Genomic DNA, 16,829 nt, shown 5'->3' with positions numbered 1-16,829 from the left:
CCGCCTGAACAATCAGACCCTCGCCACCCGGGGCATCAGGTCCTCGATGGCCCGCAGGAACTGCTCGAACTGGGCGAAGTCGAGCTGCTGCTCGTTATCGGAAAGGGCCACCTTGGGGTTGGGGTGCACCTCCACGTGCACCCCATCCAGCCCGGCCGCCAAAGCAGCCCGGGCCAGCGGGGCCAGCAGATCGCGCCGTCCGGCTGCGTGGGTCACGTCCACAATCACCGGCAGATGGGTGAGCTGCTTGGCCAGCACCGCGGCCGAGAGGTCCAGGGTGTTGCGGGTCCACTTCTCGTAGGTTCGGATACCCCGCTCGCACAGAATTACCTCCGCGTTCCCCTGCGAGAGGATGTACTCGGCGCTGTAGAACCACTCCTCAATGGTCTGGGCAAAGCCTCGCTTGAGCAAAACAGGCTTGCCAGCCCGCCCTACCTCGCGCAGAAGGGCGAAGTTCTGGGCATTGCGCGTACCTACCTGGAGGATGTCGGCGTACTGGGCCACCAGCTCCACATCCCGGGTGTCCATCACCTCGGTCACAAAAGCCATGCCGTAGGCGTCCGCGGCCTGGCGCCCCAGCTTGAGGCCCGGCTCACCCAGGCCCTGGAAGCCGTAGGGGGAGGTCCGGGGCTTGTAGGCCCCTCCGCGCAGCACCTTCACCCCATGCCCGGCCAGAAAACGCGCGGTGGAAAATACCTGCTCCTCCGACTCAATGGCGCAGGGCCCCGCCACCAGCACCTTGCCCTCGCCAAAGACCACCTCCTTGACCCGCACCTTGGTGTCCTCGGGTTTGACCTGGCGCGAGTAGAGGAACTTCTGCTTATCCTGGCGTTCTTCCAGGTCGAGGGAGGCCTTGAAAATCTCCTTGAAAAGCCGTCGGATGGTCTCGCTTGGGAAAGGCCCTGGGTTTTCCTGGGTCAGGTAGGCCAGCATCTCCTCCTCCCGCTTGGGGTCGTAGTGGGGCAGGCCGAGCTCGGTCTGCACCCGCCCAATCTCGCTGACCAACCGGCCCCGCTCGGAAAGGAGGCGGAGAATCTCGCGGTTGACGCGGTCTACTTCTTTGCGCAGCTCCAGAATGCGTTGGTCCATGACCATGGTATACCAAGCCGGCCGCCCCAAGGCAAGCCCGCGGCCTCAGGCCGGGCTGGCCTCCGCCTCTTTGGGTCGGCCGCGCTCAGCCCACTTGACCAGCAGAATGGAGATGCCGTAGAGCACCATCAAGGGCACCGAGACCAGGCTGAGGTTGACCACGTCAACCGTGGGGGTAATGATGGCCGCCAGGGTAACCAGCAGCACCACGGCTATGCGCCAGTTATCGGCCAGGAAGCGGCTGGTAAGAAGGCCCAGCCTGGCCAGCAGGTAGCTCACCACCGGCATCTCGAAGAGGATGCCCATCAGGGCCATAAAGGTGACCACCTGGCCCATGTACATCCCTATGGAGATCTGCGGGGTGATTACGTCGCCCAGGAATCCAAGCAGGAAAGGGACCGCGAAGGGCAGCAGCACGAAGTAGGCGAAGGTTACGCCCACCGCAAAGCTGAAGCCGGCCCCCAGGATGAAGGGCACCGCCAGGCGCCGCTCGTGGTCGTAGAGGCCCGGGGCGATAAAGGCCCAGATCTGGTAAACGATAAAGGGCAAGGCCAAGACCAGCCCGCCAAAGGCCGCCACCTTGAGGGCGGTGAGGAAGGGCTCGGTGATGTTCAAAACGATGAGCTCAGCCTTGACGGAGGCATCCTGGTTGTAGACGTCCAAAGGCCGCTTCAGGGCCTCCAGAATCTGCACGCGAAAGGAAAAGGCTACAGCGGTCATCACCGCCCAGGCCACGATGGACCAAATCAGGCGGTTGCGTAGCTCCTCGAGGTGTTCCATCAACGGGGCTTCCCGCATGGTGCACCCCTCCTAGGATTTGGCCTCGGGCTTCTTCTCCTCCAGCGGCTTGCTCAGCTCCTCTTTGATCTCCTTGAACTCCTTCACGTCCGCGGCCTTTTCAAACTCCTCGCGCACGTTCCGCACTCCCCGCTGAAATTCCCGGATGCTCTGGCCTAGGCTGCGGCCCAGCTCCGGCAGCTTGCGCGGACCGAAGAGCAAAAGGGCGATGAGCAGAATGATTAGAATCTCAGGCATTCCCAGGTTCATGGCACGCTCCTCACCCTTAGTTTACTCCCCAAGCTGAAACCGAACTGAAAGCCCAGGCTAGCCAGCCCCAGAGGTCTCCTGCTCGCGCCTGCGCCGGTAGCCCTCGATGTTTCGTTGGCGCTCACGCGCGATGGCCAAGGCCTCCGCCGGCACATCCTGGTTGATAGCGCTGCCCCCCGCCACAAAAGCCCCATCCCCCAGGGTCACAGGGGCTATGAGGACGCTGTTGGAACCCACGAAGGCCCGCTTGCCGATGGTGGTCTTGTGCTTGCGCACCCCGTCGTAGTTGGCGGTGATGACCCCCGCCCCGATGTTGGACTCCTCCCCCACCTCGGCATCGCCCAAGTAGGCCAGGTGCCCGGCCTTGGCCCGCCGCCCCAGGCGGGCATTCTTGACCTCGACGAAGTTGCCCACATGCGCCTCCTGCTCCAAATAGGCCCCCGGGCGCAGCCGGGCAAAGGGCCCCGCATCGGCTCCCTGCTCGATGTAGGCCCCCTCGCAGACGCTGTGGGACTTCACCTTGGCGTAGGGCTCCACGGTGGTGTCGGTGAGCACCGCGTAGGCACCCACCTCCACCCCCTCCCCCAGGCGGGTCTGGCCCCGCAAGACGACGCCCGGCCAAAGGACCACATCCGGGGCCAGCTCCACGCTGGGCTCGAGGTAGACCGTCTCCGGCAGCACCATCCGCACCCCCTGGGCCATCCAGTGGGCCCGCAGGCGACCGAGCAGCACCGCCTCCACCTGGGCGAGCTGGGCCCTGGAGTTGACCCCCAGGAGCTCCTCTGGGTCTTTGGCCTCGAGGGAGGCCACTTTCTGCCCTGCCGCGCGGTAGATTTGGATGAGGTCGGGCAGGTAGTACTCGCCCGCTGCGTTTTGGTTATCCACCCGCCGGAGCATTGCCCAAAGTGAGGCGTCAAAGCAGTATACCCCTGGGTTGATTTCCTGGATGGCCAGTTCCTCAGGGCGGGCGTCCTTTTGCTCCACATTGCGCAAAATCTCTCCCTTTTCGTCCCGCACAATGCGCCCATAGCCGGTGGGGTCGGGAAGCCTCATGGTGAGAAGGGCCATCCCGGCCTGCTCCCGCCTCAGCACCTCCACCAAACCCTTCAGGGTCTCGGGGCGGGTGAGCGGGGTGTCGCCCTGGGTAACCACGATGGGTCCGGGGAAGTCGGCCAGCACCGCCTCGGCCTGGGCCAGAGCGTGGGCGGTGCCGAGCTGCTCTTTTTGTTCCACAAAGACCAGCCGGGGATGGCTGGCAAAAGCCTGCCGCACCTGCTCGGCCCCGTGGCCCACCACCACCACCACCCGTTCGGCCCCACTTTGGAAGGCCGCATCGATGCAGTAGCCCACCAGGGGTTTCCCCAGCAGGGGGTGGAGCACCTTGGGCAGCTTGGACTTCATCCGGGTGCCCAGACCGGCCGCGAGGATTACCACCGCATGCGCCATAACCTAACCGATTGTATTGCGCCTTGAGAAGAAAAGCATAGGGCGCGCTTATGAACCCGCTGGCTGGGCGGGAGGGGGTTGGGGTAACATGCAGCTATGCTACAGTACGACCAACTAGCCCTAGGCGCCCCGCTGATTGACGCTGAGCTTCCCGACCTCGACGGCAAGCCTCGACGGCTTTCGGAGTTTTCCGAGCCCGTACTGGTGGTGCTATTCATGTGCAACCACTGCCCCTACGTGAAGGGCTCCATCAAGGAAATCGTGGACCTGGCGAAGAAGTACCAGGGGCAGGTGGCCTTCGTGGGCATAAACCCCAACGACTACACCCGCTACCCCGAGGATTCCCCGGAGGGCATGCGGACCTTCGCCAAGGAGCACGGCATCCCTTTCCCCTATCTTCTAGACGAAAGCCAGACCACCGCCAAAGCCTACAAGGCCCTGCGCACCCCCGAGGCCTTCGTATTCGACTCGGAGCGCAGGCTCCGCTACCACGGCCGGGTCAACGACCAGCCTAAAAACCCCGAAGGGGTGAGCGAGCATACGCTGGCGCTGGTGCTGGAGGCCCTTACCCAGGGGGCCGAGCCTCCTTTTACCCGGGCCGACGCGATTGGGTGCACCATCAAATGGAAACCCGGCAATGAGCCCACTGTAACCATCGGCCAGGGATAGCCCTTACTCCTGCTCGAGGCCGTAGGTCTCGAGGGCGTCGCCCCAGGCCTTGCTCATGCGGAAGCCCTCCCAAATCACCTTGACCGGGCACCTGGGCTGGGGGCGGCTGATGATCAGGCGGGCTGGGCGCTCGTTGCGCTGGGGGTACTGGGGAAGTTTGGAAGCGGGCTGCGCAGTGGTGAGAATGCTTTCCATAGCCCCTAGGGTAGGTGAATTTGTGTGGGCTTGTTCTAAGCTAGACCTCGCATCTCTACACCCAGCAATGCAGGTATACCAAATGGGTTACACCAGTGGGTTTGTACCTTTGAATGGGCTACACAATCTCAAAGGTAGGCTGGTGTAGAAAAGCTTGTAGCTATACCGCCTAAAAGAAAAAACCCGGGCCCGCCGGGTTTTTGGTGGAGCCGAGGGGACTCGAACCCCCGACCTCTTGAGTGCGATTCAAGCGCGCTCCCAACTGCGCCACGGCCCCAGGCATCGCTTAGTCTATGCCAGGAGCCAGCCGATGTCTAGCCTTCCTTTATCCGCACCTCGATACGCCCCCGCTGGTCGCGCACCTCGAGCTTGGCCTTGGCCTTGCCGCGGCGGTACTCGGCTTTGTAGCGCCCCTCCTCGGCCTGATACTTGACCCGGACCCACCCCCGGGCCACCAGGTCGCGGTGATGGTGCTCGTAAACCTCGGCCGCGCGGCTGCTCCGATAGACCACCAGAATTCCCTGGGGCTCGGGCACCCTTTCCACCACAACAACCCCCGGCACCAGCGTGACCCGCAGCTCAGCGCTCAGGGTTAGGGTAGGGGGAGGGAGCGTCTCCACGCTAACGCGAATCTGGGCCAGTGCCAACGAGGATACCAGCGCGAGGGCAAAAAGCCATTTCATACCGCCAACTCTAGGGCTAGGAAGGGGTTGAAACATGTGAAACAGCTAAAGAAAGCCTGCAGATAATCCCGCAGGAGCCCTAGCTCACAGCCCCCGCAAGCTGCACCACTCTGCAAAGCCAGGGTCTAGAACCTCCCCGCCATCTTGGCCAGAAGCTCCACCGCCTTCTCCAAAAGCAGGTCGCGTCCCTCTGCCAGCGCTCCCCAGTCCTCGGCCAGGCTCAGGTCGGGGATGACCCGGTCTTGGTAGTAGCTCCCGTCCCTGCGCTGGGCCTTGGCGGTGGTGACCTGCAGGCCCGAGCCGTCAAAAAGGCGCAGGAAGATGGTGGTGGTGTTGCCCACCCCGGCGGTAGGCTGCCCGATCACCGGGATTTTGCGCCCTTCCTGCAGGTCGAAGGTGAAGAACTCTGCGCAGGAAGCGGTGCGCTCGTTGACCAGCACCACCACCGGGCCCGTCCAGCGGGCAGGCTGCACCAGGTACTGCGGACGCTCTTGGCCACCCGAGCGGAAGTAGTAGTAGCCGTTTTTGTACCCCTGCTCGCTTGGGCGCAGGTTGTCCTCCAGCCGCCGGTAGGTCTCCTCCACAAAGGCCCCGGCCCCCACCAGGCACTCGCTCAGGAGGCCTCCCCCGTTGTTGCGCAGGTCCACGACCATGCCCCAGGCCCCCCCTGCCTGGGCCTGGCGCACCAGCTCATGGATGCGCGGCCCCACCTGCTGGTAACCGCTGAAGGAGGGGATGCGCAGCACCGCCACCCCATCGGGGCGCAGCACCAGGCTGGGAAGCTGGCGCAGCGAAATGACGCGGGGCTGCACCACCACCTCCAGGCGCCTTTGGGCCCGCTCTATGGTGAGGCTAAGGGGAAGCTCGCCCACCCGCTCGCGCAGGAACGCAAGGCGCTCCGACTCGGCCTCCGGAAGAGGCTCGCCGTTTATTGCCAGAATGCGGTCGCCCCGGCGCAGCCCGGCCTCCTCGGCAGGGCTTTCGCTCAGCACCTCCACCACCACAAGCCCAGCCAGCCCCGGCACCACCTGGAGCTGCACCCCAAGCTGGGGACGGCTGCTTTGCCCACCCGACAGCCGCCGCTGAATCTCGGCGTACTCCTCCGGGGTAAAAAAGCGGGTGTGGCGGTCACCCACCTCGGCCACCAGAGCCTGGATTACCGGGTGGGCCTTCTGGGTGGGGCAGGTTGCCTCCTGGGCGCAGGCCTTCTCCAGCTCCTGCTGGTACTTCTGCCTGAGCTCCTCAATCCTGAGTTGGGCAAAGCCCCCATAGTAGCTGGACAAAAGTCGGCTGGCCTCGTTGAACAGGTCCTGGGCCGGGCTGGCCAGCGCCAGCCCGAGGAGGAGGACCAGCCCCCACAACCCCCGTTTGAGCATGCTTCATTCTTACCCCTCGGGGCCTTTTTTTGGGTTGTCCAGGTCACATCAGGGCAACCGGAAGGTCTCGGGCCCCAGGGGAGGGTTGACCAGGGCCTCCCGCACCCTTACCTCGGCAAACAAAACCCCCTCGCTGTAAAGACGGGCGCGGAAGGGAATGCGAACCCCACCTACCACCCGCCAGTCGGCGTACAGGACCGTGAGCTGGCCTTGCTGGCTCTCGTAGCGCTCAGCTAGAAGGCGGTTTTGCCGGTCTACCAGGTAGGTGGTCTGGCTGCCCTGGGTGCGCACCACAAGGGCCCAGCCGGTGAGGTCGCCAAAGGTGCGCTGGCCCAGGAGCTGGGCCATCTCCCGCCCGCTGCCGCCCAGCCGCAGGCCATACCAGGTCTGGTGGAGGCCGCGGCGCAACTCCCGGGCGAAATCGGGCTCGAGCCGCCGCCTTCCCCCCTCCATGCTCCAGCTCTCCCCCCCCGAGGGCGTGACCTGGAGTATCTGGATGGGCCTGGTTCCATCCCGGTACTCCAGGCGCAGCCAGCCCCGGGTGAAGTCCACGTAGGAAACCACGGTCAGGCTCCGCTCCGGCGCTGGACCGGCAAAGGTGGTGAGGGTGGCGGTCTCCTGGTAGGTGCGCAAGCCCGCCAGCGCCGCCCCCCCGTGGGCCAGGCGCATCCTGTCCAGCATTCGAGCGGCCTCCGGCGCCACCTGGGCCTGGGCCCAGCTTCCCGCCAGCAGGAGCACCATCCCGTACCAACCGACTCGTCCCATGCGGCTAGGATAGCGCGGGAGTCTTTAGCCCGGGTAAGGCCGTGGCTCTAGTAGCATGGGGCCATGCGGATGGGGGTCCTGCTCACCCCAGGCTTTTTGGAGGCTGAGGCCGCGCTGGCCCTAGAGGTGGCCCGACTTCTGCAGTGGGAGGGCTTCACCCTGGCCCGCAGCCGCGCCTCCTTGGAGGGAAATGCCGGGGCGGTCTGGACACCCAAGTACACCCTGGCAGCCCGCCCCGGGCTCGAGCTGCTGGTAATCCCAGGGGGGTCCCAGATGCGCAGGCTGGGCCGGGAGGCAGAGCACCGGGCCTGGCTGGAGGAGGTTTGGGAAGGGCTTCAGGCAGTCTGGACCGGGGCCAACGGGGCCTTGTTCTTGCTCGAGGCCGGCCATCTCTCGGGCAAAGCCGCTGCCCATCCGCTGGCTCACGAGGCCCTTCGTGCAGCCCACCTGGAGCCGGTGGCGGCCCCCTATCACTGGCAGGGGAAGCTCTGCACCACCCAGGGCTACCTTGCCCTGCTGCAGGCCCTCTTGGACTGGGCCAACCCTGCAGCAAGCATCTGGACCCACCTGGGCCTTCAACCCACCAGGTAGAGCACCTCGCTCAAGGCCTGCACCACCCCGCGCCCCTGCAACCCCTTCTTGGGAATGCGGAAGCCCGGGGGATACTGGGTGGGCTCCACCCGGAAGGGCAGCTCGCGCAGGGCCTTGGCGTCGTAGTCGAAACCCGGCTTGGCAAAGGCAATCTGCAGGTAGATCAGGTCCTCGGTGATGGAAACCACCCCCCGCCCCTCGGCCAGAAGGCGCAGGCGGGTGAGGGCCAGGAAGTTCTCCACCTCCTCGGGGGCCGGGCCGTAGCGCTCCTTCAGCTCTTTGACCAGCCGGGAGAGCTGGGCCAGGTTCTTGCACTCGGCCAGCCGGCCGTAGTAGCGGCTGCGGGCTGCGGGGCTGGGGATGTACTCCGGGGTGAGGCGGGCCGAGAGCTGTAGGTCGAGGGTAACGTGCCGTTCGGGTTCCATTTCCTCGCCCCTGAGCTTGCGGATGGCCTCCTCGAGCAGCTCGGTGTAAACCTCCAGGCTCACCGCGCGGATGTGCCCATGCTGCTCAGGGCCCAGAAGGTTTCCCACCCCCCTTATCTCCATGTCCTTCTCGGCCAGAAGATGGCCCGAGCCCAGGTCCGAGAGGTCGGCCAGGGCGGCAAGCCGCCGCTCGGCCCCCTCGGTGAGGCGAAGGGGGTGGAAGAGGTAGGCCCAGGCCTCCTGGTCGCGCCGGCCCACCCGCCCCCTGAGCTGGTAGAGCGCGGCCAGGCCCAGCTTGTCCGCCCTTTCCACCAGGATGGTGTTGGCTTCGGGGATGTCGAGGCCCGACTCGATGATGGTGGTGGCCAAAAGCACATCGAAGGCCCCCTCGGCGAAGGCCAGCATGGTCTCCTCCACCTCGGCCTCGCCCATCTGCCCGTGCACCACCCCGATGCGGGCCTCGGGCACCAGGGTCTCTAGGTATTTGCGCCGGGCCGGAATGGTGGCCACCCGGTCGTGCACGTAAAAGACCTTGCCGCCCCGCTCGAGCTCGTCCATGATACCCTGCCGCACCAAAGCAGGGTCGAAGGGGGCGAGCACGGTGCGGATGGGCTTGCGGCCTGGGGGTGGGGTCTGGATGCTGGAGAGGTCCCTGAGGCCCACCAGCGCACTGTAGAGGCTGCGGGGAATGGGGGTGGCGGAGAGGTACAGGGTGTCCACCGCCTCCTTGAGCTCGCGGATGCGCTCCTTCTGGGCCACCCCAAAGCGGTGCTCCTCGTCCACCACCAAAAGGCCCAGGTCCTTGAAGCGCACGTCGGGCGAAAGAAGCCGGTGGGTGCCGATAACGATGTCCACCGTGCCTGCTTCCAACCCTTTCAGAATCTCGCGCACCTCCCGCTCGGGGGTAAAGCGCGAAAGCGCCGCCACCCGCACCGGAAGCCCTGCCAGGCGACTTTGGAAGGTTTCCCGGTGCTGCTCGGCCAGAAGGGTGGTGGGCACCAGAAGGGCCACCTGGGCCCCATGCCCCACCACCCGGAAGGCTGCGCGGAGGGCCACCTCGGTCTTGCCAAAACCCACGTCGCCCGAGATGAGCCGGTCCATGGGGCGGGGGGCCTCGAGGTCGCGCAGGGTCTCCTCCAAAGCCCTCTTCTGGTCGGGGGTGAGGGTGTGGGGGAAATTGCGCTCGACCAGGGGGTCCCACTCCGGCAGAGGGCCAAAGGCGCGGCCCGGGGTGGCCTCGCGCTTGGCGTGCAGCACCAGCAGGCGCTGGGCAAGCTCTAAAGCGTCCTTGGCCGCCCGCTCCCGGCGCCTTTTCCACTCGCCCTTACCTAGGGAGGAGAGAGCAGGCGGGTCGTCGGTGGTGCCGGGGTGGCGTTTGAGGAAGGGTAGCTGCTCGACCGGCAAATACAGCCGGGCCTCCCCCGCGTAGCGCAGCACCAGGTAGTCCCGCTTGGCCCCCAGCACCTCGCGGGTCTCTAGCCCCAGGTACTGCCCGATGCCGTGTTCGGGGTGGATCAGGTAATCGCCCACGGCCAAAGCCCCAGGATCGGCCACCTCACCCCCCACCACCCGGCGCCGCAGGGCCTCGCCCCCCCCGAAGGCGTAGAGGTGGGCCTCGCTCAGGTAGACCGTGCGGGCCTCCGGGTCCAAAAAGGCCCCCTCGAAGGGCGCAGGCACCAGGCTGAGGCTCCCTGGGCGGAGCTCGAGGACCGAGAGCGTCCGCAGCGGCAAGCCCGCCAGCTTCTGGCGCAGGTAACCCAGGCTTTTGGAGTGGCGGTAGAATAAGACCACCGCGTAGCCTTCCCCAAGCCAGCGCCCCACGTCCTCCACGAACCTCGAGACCCGCGCCCGGTAGGGAGGCAGGGGCTGGTAGGGCAGGTGCAAGGGGGGAAGCTCGGGCCCCCCCAGGCCAAAGCTGACCAGCGCCCGCCCCTCCAGAAGGGGCCACAGCTCGGCAGGGGCCAGGGCCGGGGTATCCAGGAAGACCGTTCCCGGAAAGTGGCGCAGCTTGTGGGATCCCCACCCTTCGGCCTTGCCCGGCCGGGGGGTGAGGAGATGGCGCGGCCGGGCCTCCCCTGCCACCCACAGGCCCTCCAGCTCATCGCCGTAGAACTCCAAGCGCACCTCCCCCAGCTCCAAAACCTCCCCCCGCACCTCGAAGTCCTCCCCCCGCACATACCCCATGCGGGCCAGCTGCTCCAGCAGGGCCTCGCGCAGGTAGCGCTGGCCCACCTGAAGGCCCAAGCGCCAGGCCGCGGGGTCCTCGGGAAAGGGGGCCAGGGCCTCCTCGTAGCTCATCACCACCACCTGGGCCTCGCCCCAGGCCTCCAGACCAGGGTTCACATAGGCCGGAACCCCCAAGGCCGAGAGGTCCTGGTAAAGGGCAAGCCGCTCGGGAGGGCACAGAAGCAGGCGGGAACCATTTGCTCGGGCAAAGAGCAGGGCCCGGGCCACCTGGGGCAGGCCGGGCAGGTAGCGGTTCAACAGTTCAGGCTCGGTAAGCGTCATGCCAACAGACTGGGCCCCTAGGGGCCCAAGGCCCTAGTCTACTCCACCCGGGCTTGACCTTTTGGTATACCAAAGTCTATACTCAGGCTTGATGTCGCACCGAGCAAAGCCACGCCGTCTAGGCTCCTAGGAGGGGTCCAGGCAGCGTGGAGCGGGACCCCGGGGCCTCTCTGGGGTCTCTCGGCATCCAGGAGAGCAAGATGGGAAAAAGCCTGTACGAGAAAGTCTGGGAGGCCCACGCCCTCCGCACCCTGCCCAACGGACAAACCCAGCTCTTCATCGACGTTCACCTGATCCACGAGGTCACCAGCCCGCAGGCCTTCGGCATGCTGCGCGACCTGGGGCTCAAGGTGCGCTACCCCGAGCGCACCTTCGCCACCGTGGACCACATCGTGCCCACCCACTCGCTTTTAGAGCCCTTCGAGGACCCCCAGGCCGACGAGATGATCCGCGAGCTGCGCAAGAACGTGGCCGAGCACGGGATCACCTTCTTCGATGTGGATTCGGGGCGGCAGGGCATCGTGCACGTAATCGGCCCCGAAAACGGCATCACCCAGCCCGGCATGACCATCGCCTGCGGCGACTCCCACACCTCGACCCACGGGGCCTTCGGGGCCATCGCCTTTGGCATCGGGACCACCCAGGTGCGCGACGTCCTGGCCACCCAGACCATGGCGGTGAGCAAGCTCAAGGTCCGGCGCATCAACGTGAACGGCCGGCTGGGCCCCGGGGTCTACGCCAAAGATGTGATCCTGCACATCATCCGCACCCTCGGGGTCAACGGGGGGCTGGGCTACGCCTACGAGTACGGCGGGGAGGTCTTCGAGCGCTTCAGCATGGAGGAGCGGATGACGGTCTGCAACATGAGCATCGAGGGGGGCGCCCGCATCGGCTATGTCAACCCCGACGAGACCACCTTCGCCTACCTGAAGGGCCGGCCCTACGCGCCCAAAGGGGAGGAGTGGGACAAGGCGGTGGCCCGCTGGCGGGCGCTGGCCTCGGACCCCGATGCCCACTACGACGACGTGGTGAACATCCGCGCCGAAGACATCGCCCCCACCGTGACCTGGGGCATCAACCCCGGCCAGGGCTGCGCCATCGACGAGCGGGTGCCGGACCCCGCCCACTACCCCGAGGCCCAGCGGGCGGCCATCGAGGAGGCTTTGGCCCACATGAAGCTGAAGCCGGGCCAGCCCATCAAGGGCGTGAAGGTGGACGTGGCCTTCCTGGGAAGCTGCACCAACGGGCGCATCTCCGACTTCCGCGAGGCGGCCAAATACCTCAAGGGCCGCAAGGTGGCCCCGGGGGTGCGGGCCATCGCGGTGCCGGGCTCGCAGCAGGTCGCCCGGCAGTGCGAGGAGGAGGGCATCGCCGAGATATTCCGCCAGGCTGGGTTTGAGTGGCGCGGGGCCGGGTGCAGCATGTGCCTGGCTATGAACCCCGACCGGCTGGTGGGGGACGAGCTTTGCGCCTCCTCCTCCAACCGCAACTTCAAGGGCCGCCAGGGCAGCCCCACCGGCCGCACCGTCCTGATGAGCCCGGTGATGGTGGTGGCCGCCGCGGTTACCGGCCGCATTAGCGACGCGCGGGAGGTCTTCGGGGCCGAGCTGGTAGGGGCCTAGGCCCCCTGTGCTAGCCTGGGGATATGGGAAACACACGCCCAGGAGGTGGGCTTGGCACCTAGGAAGCTGCTCTTGGGGGTGGCGCTGATGGCCCTCTCGGTCCTGCTCTCCATCGCCACCCTGGGGGTTTGGCTGGGCAACCTGGAAGCAAACCCCACCGCGGCCTGGCTGGTCTTTACCCTGGGCTTTGCCCTCTCGGCGGCCGCCGCCATCGTGGGCATCTGGAACATCATGGCTTTTTTCAGGGACAAGGAGGAGTAATGCTAGAACCCATCCGGCAAGTGAGGGGACGCGCCGTATACGTCCCCGGCGACGACATAGACACCGACCGCATTACCCCAGCCCGTTACTTGAAGGTGGTCACCTTTGACGGGCTGGGCGAGGCTTTGTTTCGCGACGAGCGCTACAACCCCGACGGCAGCCCCAAGCCCCACCCCCTGAACGACCCCCGCTTCCAGGGGGCCTCGATCATGCTGGTGGGGGCCAACTTCGGCTGCGGCTCCTCGCGCGAGCACGCCCCCCAGGCCATCTACCGGGCGGGCTTCCGCGCTTTGGTGGGCGAGAGCTTCGCTGAGATCTTCTTCGGCAACGCCACCACCCTCTCCATGCCCTGCGTGCGGGCAGCCAAGGCCGACATCCAGGCCCTGGCCCAGGCCATCGAGGCGGACCCCAGCCTGGAGGTCACGGTGGACCTCGAGCGGCTCGAGGTGCGCTATGCCGACCGCGCCTTCCCCGTCGAGATGCCCCCTGCCGCCAGGAAAGCCCTGGTGGAGGGCCGCTGGGACCCCATCGCCGACCTGCTGGAGGCTGCCGAGCTGATCGAGGAGGCCCACGCCCGGCTGCCCAAGGCCAGCCTCGGCTGAAAGGAGCGCCATGCCCAAGATCGCCCTGCTGCCCGGGGACGGTATTGGCCCTGAGGTGACCCACGCGGCGGTGGAGGTGCTCAAGGCCGCCGACGGGGTGTTCGGCCTGGGGCTGGAGTTCGAGACCTTTCCCTTTGGGGGCAACGCCATCGACGCCCACGGTGAACCCTTTCCCGAGATAACCCGCAAGGGCTGCTTAGAGGCCGACGCCATCCTGCTGGGGGCCATTGGCGGCCCCAAGTGGGACAACGTGCCCCGCCCCATCCGGCCCGAGACCGGCCTCCTGGCGCTGCGCAAGGCCCACGGGCTTTACGCCAACCTCCGGCCCGCCAAGGTGCTGCCGGGCCTGGAGCACCTCTCCCCCCTCAAGCCCGAGATTGCCCGGGGGGTGGACGTGCTGGTAATTCGCGAGCTCACCGGCGGCATCTACTTCGGCGAGCCCCGGGGCATGAGCGAGGCCGAGGCCTGGAATACCGAGCGCTACAGCAAGCCCGAGGTGGAGCGCATCGCCCGGGTGGCCTTCGAGGCCGCCCGCAAGCGGCGGGGCCAGGTCTGCAGCGTGGACAAGGCCAACGTGCTCGAGGTGGGCGAGTTCTGGCGCAAGACCGTGGACGAGGTGCACCAAGACTACCCCGACGTGGCCCTGGAGCACCAGTACGTGGACGCCATGGCCATGCACCTGGTCACCCGGCCCAGCCGCTTCGATGTGGTGGTGACCGGCAACATCTTCGGCGACATCCTCTCCGACCTCGCAAGCGTGCTGCCGGGCTCGCTGGGCCTGCTGCCCTCGGCCAGCCTGGGCGAGAAGACCCCCCTCTTCGAGCCTGTCCACGGCTCAGCCCCTGACATCGCCGGCAAGGGCATCGCCAACCCCACCGCGGCCATCCTCTCGGCGGCCATGCTGCTCACCTATGCGCTGAACCGCCCCGAAGCGGCCCGGGCCATAGAGGCGGCGGTGGCTCAGGCCCTGCGGCAAAACCCCACCCCCGACCTGGGCGGCACCGCCCGCACCGAGGCCTTCACCCGGCAGGTCGTTGCTGCCTTAGCCCAGGCAAGGGTGGGCTGATTCCCCGAGGTGACCATGCGCTCCGACATCATCAAAAAAGGCCCCAAGCAAGCCCCAGCCCGGGCCATGCTCCGGGCGGTGGGCATTGGCGACGAGGAGTTCAAGCTCCCCTGGGTGGGCATCGTCAACACCTGGACCGAGGGGATGCCCTGCAACTTCCACCTGCGGGAGCTGGCCGCCGACCTCAAGGCGGCCGCCCGGGAAGCGGGCTTCCAAACCTTTGAGTTCGGCGCCCCGGCCATCTCCGACGGCATCAGCATGGGCACGGTGGGCATGCGGGCCTCCTTGATAAGCCGCGAGGTCATAGCTGATTCCATCGAGCTCATCGCCCAGGGCTACCTCTACGACGGGATGGTGGCCCTGGTGGCCTGCGACAAGACCAACCCCGGGGGCATGATGGGGGTGATCCGGGCCAACGTGCCCAGCCTGGTGCTCTATGGAGGCTCGATTGCCCCCGGAGTCCTCCGCGGCAAGAAGCAGACCATCGTCTCGGTTTTCGAGGCGGTGGGCGAGTATGCCGCAGGAAAAATCAGCGAGGAGGAGCTTTTGGAGGTGGAGCGCACCGCGGTTCCCGGCCCTGGGGCCTGCGGAGGGCAGTACACCGCCAACACCATGGCCATGGTGCTGGAGGTGATGGGCTTCTCCCCCATCGGCTACAACGCCATCCCTGCCGTAGCCCCGGAGAAAAAGGAGGCCGGGCGCCGGGCCATGCGGATTCTGGCCGATGCCATTCGGCATGGCCGCACACCCAAAAGCTTCCTCACCAAGAAGTCCTTCACCAACGCCATCGCAGCGGTGGCCGCCACTGGGGGCTCCACCAACGCGGTGCTGCACCTTCTGGCCGTGGCCCGGGAGGCCGGCATCAAGCTCACTTTGGAGGAGTTCGATAAGATCTCGCGCAAGACCCCCGTTATCGCTGACATGCGCCCCTGGGGGCAGTACACCGCCTGGGAGCTTTGGGAGGCTGGGGGTATTCCCCTGGTCATTCGGCGGCTTATAGAAGGCGGGCTCATCGATGGCGACCAGATGACCATAAGCGGCAAGACCCTGTGGGAAGAGACCAAGGACGCCCAGGAGACCCCCGGGCAAAAAGTGGTCGCCACCGCCCAGAACCCCTTCAAGCCCGAGGGCGGCCTGCGGGTGCTGAAGGGCACGCTGGCCCCGGAGGGGGCTGTGCTCAAACTGGTCGGCACCGAGACCAAAGTCTTCCGCGGCCCGGCCCGGGTCTTCGACGGCGAGGAGGCGGCCATGAAGGCCGTGTTGAAGAAAAAGATCAAGCCCGGGGACGTGGTGGTCATCCGCTACGAGGGGCCCAAGGGAGCCCCGGGGATGCCCGAGATGCTCTCGGTGACCTCGGCCCTGGTGGGCGAGGGGCTTGGCCCCTATGTGGCGCTGGTAACGGATGGACGTTTCTCGGGGGGCACGAGGGGGTTGATGATTGGCCACGTGGCCCCCGAGGCCCAGGTGGGCGGCCCCATCGCCCTGGTCGAGGAAGGGGATATCATATCCATCGACTGCGACCGGGGAATTCTGGACCTCGAGGTCTCCCCAAAAGAGCTCGCCAAGCGGGCCAGGGCCTGGAAGCCGCCCAAGCCCCACTACAAAACCGGCCTGTTCGCCCGCTACGCTGCTCTGGTGAGCAGTGCTCGAGAGGGGGCGGTGCTCCTGAGGCCCGAGTAGGCGTAGGCTAGGGCCGATGGACTGGCTCAGAAACATCCGCGTCGTGCTGGTAGGCAGCCAGGAGCCCATGAACGTGGGGGCTGTGGCGCGGGCCATGCAGAACTTCGGCCTGGAGGACCTCTGGCTGGTAGCCCCCGAGCCCAGGGTGCTGGAGGACCTGGAAAAACCCCCCAAGGACTCCCTAGCCTACCGTTTGGCGGTGCACGCCGAGGAGGTGCTGGCGGGCCTGAAGGTGGCGACGCGGCTGCCCGAGGCAGTGGCCGAGGCCCGGCTGGTGGTAGGCACCACCGTGCGCGAGCGGGAGATATACACCGGCCCCCTGGTGGGGCCCAGGCCCATGGCTGAGGCAGTGGCCCGCGTAGCACCACAAGGGGTGGTGGCGCTGGTCTTCGGCCGAGAGACCTCGGGCCTTACCAAGGAGGAGATCGACCTTTCCCAGCTTATCGTGCGCATCCCTACCTCGCCCAAGCAGCCCAGCCTCAACCTGGCCCAGGCGGTGCTCATCCTGTGCTACGAGGTCTTCTGCCTGGCCCAGACCCCGCCCCCGCCCCTCCCCGACCCCCTGGCCGAGCGGGAGGCCCTGGAGCGCCTCTTCGAGGACCTGAGGGAGTACGTCTTGCGCATCGGCTTCACCGACGAGCGCCGGCTGCCCTACACCATGCGCCGATTCCGCCGCCTGCTGCACAAGGCCCACCTGACCCCGGGCGAGGTGCAGTTTCTGCGCGGCTTCCTCCACCAAAGCCGCTGGTACGCCGCCCACGGACGGCGCAAGACCGACCCCGAGGCCTAGGGTAAGCTCGAGCC

Annotated in this window: 17 protein-coding genes and 1 tRNA gene; 8 read left to right on the top strand and 10 right to left on the bottom strand. The window is 66.6% G+C overall.

What is annotated here, in order from left to right; genetic code table 11:
- Window positions 1–12 precede the first annotated feature (12 nt).
- The 4 genes from DV704_RS01420 to glmU are packed head-to-tail and all read right to left on the bottom strand — an operon-like array spanning window position 13 to window position 3,582.
- Entirely contained in the window at window positions 13–1,089 is a 1,077-nt protein-coding gene (locus tag DV704_RS01420; RefSeq protein ID WP_114797765.1) for a bifunctional 3-deoxy-7-phosphoheptulonate synthase/chorismate mutase, read from the bottom strand.
- A gap of 45 nt (window positions 1,090–1,134) precedes the next feature.
- The gene (gene tatC / locus DV704_RS01415) at window positions 1,135–1,887 is read right to left on the bottom strand and encodes a twin-arginine translocase subunit TatC (protein ID WP_114797764.1); all 753 of its coding nucleotides are present in this window, start codon (window positions 1,885–1,887) and stop codon (window positions 1,135–1,137) included.
- A gap of 12 nt (window positions 1,888–1,899) precedes the next feature.
- Window positions 1,900–2,136: a twin-arginine translocase TatA/TatE family subunit gene (locus tag DV704_RS01410; RefSeq protein WP_114797763.1), complete on the bottom strand. Its 237-nt coding sequence runs from the start codon at window positions 2,134–2,136 to the stop codon at window positions 1,900–1,902.
- A 57-nt stretch (window positions 2,137–2,193) separates the two neighbouring features.
- Window positions 2,194–3,582, bottom strand: coding sequence for a bifunctional UDP-N-acetylglucosamine diphosphorylase/glucosamine-1-phosphate N-acetyltransferase GlmU (glmU, locus tag DV704_RS01405; RefSeq protein WP_114797762.1), 1,389 nt, complete (start codon window positions 3,580–3,582; stop codon window positions 2,194–2,196).
- A gap of 96 nt (window positions 3,583–3,678) precedes the next feature.
- Here glmU and DV704_RS01400 point away from each other — a divergent pair, with 96 nt between their 5' ends.
- A complete protein-coding gene (locus DV704_RS01400; RefSeq protein WP_114797761.1) occupies window positions 3,679–4,251 on the top strand; it encodes a thioredoxin family protein in 573 nt (190 codons plus the stop codon).
- Between the two features lie 3 nt (window positions 4,252–4,254).
- Here the strand turns inward: DV704_RS01400 and DV704_RS01395 are convergent, their stop codons facing one another.
- The 5 genes from DV704_RS01395 to DV704_RS01375 all read right to left on the bottom strand — a co-directional run bounded on the left by DV704_RS01395 (window position 4,255) and on the right by DV704_RS01375 (window position 7,270).
- A complete protein-coding gene (locus DV704_RS01395) occupies window positions 4,255–4,446 on the bottom strand; it encodes a hypothetical protein (RefSeq protein WP_114797760.1) in 192 nt (63 codons plus the stop codon).
- Window positions 4,447–4,647: 201 nt separating this feature from the next.
- Window positions 4,648–4,723 (bottom strand) — tRNA-Ala (locus DV704_RS01390).
- A gap of 37 nt (window positions 4,724–4,760) precedes the next feature.
- Entirely contained in the window at window positions 4,761–5,129 is a 369-nt protein-coding gene (locus DV704_RS01385; RefSeq protein WP_114797759.1) for a hypothetical protein, read from the bottom strand.
- 125 nt (window positions 5,130–5,254) lie between these two features.
- Window positions 5,255–6,505: a S41 family peptidase gene (locus DV704_RS01380; protein WP_114797758.1), complete on the bottom strand. Its 1,251-nt coding sequence runs from the start codon at window positions 6,503–6,505 to the stop codon at window positions 5,255–5,257.
- 48 nt (window positions 6,506–6,553) lie between these two features.
- The gene (locus DV704_RS01375) at window positions 6,554–7,270 is read right to left on the bottom strand and encodes a hypothetical protein (RefSeq protein WP_233498196.1); all 717 of its coding nucleotides are present in this window, start codon (window positions 7,268–7,270) and stop codon (window positions 6,554–6,556) included.
- Window positions 7,271–7,333: 63 nt separating this feature from the next.
- On the opposite strand from DV704_RS01375, the gene DV704_RS01370 reads away from it, so the two are divergent.
- On the top strand, window positions 7,334–7,861 hold the full coding sequence (locus DV704_RS01370) for a DJ-1/PfpI family protein (protein ID WP_114797756.1): 528 nt from the start codon (window positions 7,334–7,336) through the stop codon (window positions 7,859–7,861).
- On the opposite strand, the gene mfd is transcribed toward DV704_RS01370, so the two are convergent.
- A complete protein-coding gene (gene mfd, locus DV704_RS01365) occupies window positions 7,846–10,794 on the bottom strand; it encodes a transcription-repair coupling factor (protein WP_114797755.1) in 2,949 nt (982 codons plus the stop codon). The genes DV704_RS01370 and mfd overlap by 16 nt on opposite strands.
- Window positions 10,795–10,994: 200 nt before the next feature.
- Here mfd and leuC point away from each other — a divergent pair, with 200 nt between their 5' ends.
- From leuC to DV704_RS01335, 6 genes are read left to right on the top strand one after another with little or no spacing between them, the layout of a single operon-like run.
- The gene (leuC, locus tag DV704_RS01360) at window positions 10,995–12,416 is read left to right on the top strand and encodes a 3-isopropylmalate dehydratase large subunit (protein ID WP_114798003.1); all 1,422 of its coding nucleotides are present in this window, start codon (window positions 10,995–10,997) and stop codon (window positions 12,414–12,416) included.
- A gap of 51 nt (window positions 12,417–12,467) precedes the next feature.
- Window positions 12,468–12,677 carry a hypothetical protein gene (locus DV704_RS01355; protein ID WP_233498195.1) on the top strand — a complete coding sequence of 70 codons (210 nt, stop codon included), beginning with the start codon at window positions 12,468–12,470 and terminating at the stop codon, window positions 12,675–12,677.
- Window positions 12,677–13,279: a 3-isopropylmalate dehydratase small subunit gene (gene leuD, locus DV704_RS01350; RefSeq protein WP_114797754.1), complete on the top strand. Its 603-nt coding sequence runs from the start codon at window positions 12,677–12,679 to the stop codon at window positions 13,277–13,279. The genes DV704_RS01355 and leuD overlap by 1 nt, the downstream gene beginning before the upstream one ends.
- Before the next feature lie 10 nt (window positions 13,280–13,289).
- Complete coding sequence (gene leuB / locus DV704_RS01345; protein ID WP_114797753.1) at window positions 13,290–14,345, top strand: 3-isopropylmalate dehydrogenase; 1,056 nt, start codon at window positions 13,290–13,292, stop codon at window positions 14,343–14,345.
- A 15-nt stretch (window positions 14,346–14,360) separates the two neighbouring features.
- Window positions 14,361–16,025 (top strand): dihydroxy-acid dehydratase, encoded by a 1,665-nt coding sequence (ilvD, locus tag DV704_RS01340; protein ID WP_114797752.1) that lies wholly within the window; start codon window positions 14,361–14,363, stop codon window positions 16,023–16,025.
- 16 nt (window positions 16,026–16,041) lie between these two features.
- On the top strand, window positions 16,042–16,815 hold the full coding sequence (locus DV704_RS01335) for an RNA methyltransferase (RefSeq protein WP_114797751.1): 774 nt from the start codon (window positions 16,042–16,044) through the stop codon (window positions 16,813–16,815).
- The last annotated feature ends 14 nt before the right edge of the window (window positions 16,816–16,829 follow it).

The sequence above is a fragment of the Meiothermus sp. QL-1 genome, assembly GCF_003351145.1.
GTDB lineage: Bacteria > Deinococcota > Deinococci > Deinococcales > Thermaceae > Meiothermus.
This window is presented reverse-complemented; position numbering and strand designations above follow the sequence as displayed.

Bases quoted from the DNA above. Each gene is read 5' to 3' on its own strand.
- DV704_RS01335 (WP_114797751.1), top strand. From the start codon at position 16,042: ATGGACTGGCTCAGAAACATCCGCGTCGTGCTGGTAGGCAGCCAGGAG.
- DV704_RS01400 (WP_114797761.1), top strand. From the start codon at position 3,679: ATGCTACAGTACGACCAACTAGCCCTAGGCGCCCCGCTGATTGACGCT.
- leuB (WP_114797753.1), top strand. From the start codon at position 13,290: ATGCCCAAGATCGCCCTGCTGCCCGGGGACGGTATTGGCCCTGAGGTG.
- leuC (WP_114798003.1), top strand. From the start codon at position 10,995: ATGGGAAAAAGCCTGTACGAGAAAGTCTGGGAGGCCCACGCCCTCCGC.
- glmU (WP_114797762.1), bottom strand. From the start codon at position 3,582: ATGGCGCATGCGGTGGTAATCCTCGCGGCCGGTCTGGGCACCCGGATG.
- DV704_RS01370 (WP_114797756.1), top strand. From the start codon at position 7,334: ATGCGGATGGGGGTCCTGCTCACCCCAGGCTTTTTGGAGGCTGAGGCC.
- leuD (WP_114797754.1), top strand. From the start codon at position 12,677: ATGCTAGAACCCATCCGGCAAGTGAGGGGACGCGCCGTATACGTCCCC.
- DV704_RS01380 (WP_114797758.1), bottom strand. From the start codon at position 6,505: ATGCTCAAACGGGGGTTGTGGGGGCTGGTCCTCCTCCTCGGGCTGGCG.
- DV704_RS01410 (WP_114797763.1), bottom strand. From the start codon at position 2,136: ATGAACCTGGGAATGCCTGAGATTCTAATCATTCTGCTCATCGCCCTT.
- DV704_RS01395 (WP_114797760.1), bottom strand. From the start codon at position 4,446: ATGGAAAGCATTCTCACCACTGCGCAGCCCGCTTCCAAACTTCCCCAG.
- mfd (WP_114797755.1), bottom strand. From the start codon at position 10,794: ATGACGCTTACCGAGCCTGAACTGTTGAACCGCTACCTGCCCGGCCTG.
- ilvD (WP_114797752.1), top strand. From the start codon at position 14,361: ATGCGCTCCGACATCATCAAAAAAGGCCCCAAGCAAGCCCCAGCCCGG.
- DV704_RS01420 (WP_114797765.1), bottom strand. From the start codon at position 1,089: ATGGACCAACGCATTCTGGAGCTGCGCAAAGAAGTAGACCGCGTCAAC.
- DV704_RS01385 (WP_114797759.1), bottom strand. From the start codon at position 5,129: ATGAAATGGCTTTTTGCCCTCGCGCTGGTATCCTCGTTGGCACTGGCC.
- tatC (WP_114797764.1), bottom strand. From the start codon at position 1,887: ATGCGGGAAGCCCCGTTGATGGAACACCTCGAGGAGCTACGCAACCGC.
- DV704_RS01375 (WP_233498196.1), bottom strand. From the start codon at position 7,270: ATGGGACGAGTCGGTTGGTACGGGATGGTGCTCCTGCTGGCGGGAAGC.